We start from the raw sequence: 1541 nt of genomic DNA on the forward strand, positions 1-1541 counted from the left end.
GGCAGGCCGGGGGCGGGGCGACCTGCGGGGGCCGGCGCGCGCACCCGCGGTCGCGCCGCCCTCGGCCTGCCGCCGCTCCGCCCTACCCCCGGCAAATTATCTACCGGGTGGCGTTCTCGGCTGAGTTCGCCTCGCGCTATCGAATTTGCCTCGGGGAGGATGCGGGTGCCGGCGCGGATGGCCGGCGCGGAGTGCTGTCGCGGATGTTGGGTGCCGGGTGCTGGATGCGGGAGGTTGAATCCCCGGGCCTGGAATGAGCCCGCTTGCGCGGCAAGCGTCGCTCACAAGTGGCGTTTGGTGGGGTCAAATGCCCGAGTAGCTAGCATCCAGTGGAGAACCCGCGGGACCGACCTTGCGCCGCGGACACTGGCTCGCATGGATACCCGCGCACACCTCGACCCGACCCACCTCGCCCACATCGGCCTCATGAAGGCCCGCATCGTTCTGCGACGCGATGCGGTCGGCTGGGGTGAACACAGTGACGACGAACTCGGCGCACAAGTCGCCGCCGGTGACCTCGTGCGCATCCTGCACGGGGCCTACTTTCGAAGCGCCGACTGGCGGCCGCTCTACCCCGAGGACCGCGTGCTGGCACGGACCCTCGCGGCGGCACAGCTCAACGCGCAGCGCGGTTGGGTATTCACGCACTCATCGGCGGCGTCGCTGTGGGGGCTTCCACTTGTCGGGCTGCCGGACACGCTAGTGCATATTGCCACCGACCCGAAAGCCCCGGGTCAGAGTTCACGAATGATCCGGAGACATCTCCTGGAGCTGAAGGAAGGGGAGGTCGCGGCGGTGGCTGGTGTTCGCGTGACATCGTTGGAGCGCACACTCCTCGACCTCGCTCACTCCGCGCCCGCGGAGCTCGCGGTCCCCGCCGCGGACGCGGGGTTGCGTCGTCTCTGGGGGTGCACGCGAGATGTGCCGGATCAGGCGATTGCCACGTGGCGGCAAGAACAGGCGCAGCGATTACGTCGGAGTTTTCGACCGGGTGTGCGGCGTGCGCGGGCCGTGGTGAACATGACGGATCCTCGGTCCGATTCGCCGGTGGAGAGCCTGAGTCGGCTGCAACTCGAGCGGCTGGGGATCCCGTACCAGGTGCAGGTTCCGGTGACGCTGGATCATGGTCGTACCGTCTGGATGGATTTCGAGTTCCCCGGTCAGGCGGCATTTGGGGAGGTGGATGGGCTGGCAAAGTACCGCGATCCGGCGCTGCTGGGGGCGCGCACCTCTGCGGACGTGGTCCTTGCCGAGAAGGTCCGTGAGGATGAAGTGCGCGGTGTGACGGGGAAACGAGTGGTGCGGTGGACGCCGGAGCACCTGACGAGTGCACGTGAGCTGGGGATGCGGCTGCGCCGTTTTGGGGTGCAGGTGCCCGGGCTTTCGTGACACCCGGACTTCCGTGACCAAGCTGCACGCCGGGCAGGGCGCGGCAGGGCGTGAGTGCGGAATCCTCCCCGAGGGAAACTCACTGGCGCGAGGGAGATTCGGACGAGAATCCCTCGGTGTAGATAATTTGGATCGGGGAGGGTGGCTTGGGG

General features: G+C 67.9%; 2 protein-coding genes. Both read left to right on the forward strand.

The window, feature by feature from the left end; translation table 11 throughout:
* Window positions 1-257: hypothetical protein (locus FM113_RS18330; RefSeq protein WP_217896042.1), on the forward strand; the 257-nt coding region annotated here is incomplete at its 5' end.
* Between the two features lie 118 nt (window positions 258-375).
* Window positions 376-1389, forward strand: coding sequence for a hypothetical protein (locus FM113_RS16420; protein WP_087015915.1), 1014 nt, complete (start codon window positions 376-378; stop codon window positions 1387-1389).
* Window positions 1390-1541: the final 152 nt, after the last annotated feature.

Origin of the sequence: Leucobacter sp. 7(1) (assembly GCF_900163635.1) — a bacterium.
Classification (GTDB): Bacteria; Actinomycetota; Actinomycetes; order Actinomycetales; family Microbacteriaceae; genus Leucobacter.

Coding starts and splice junctions, on each gene's coding strand:
- FM113_RS16420 (WP_087015915.1), top strand. CDS start 376: ATGGATACCCGCGCACACCTCGACCCGACCCACCTCGCCCACATCGGC.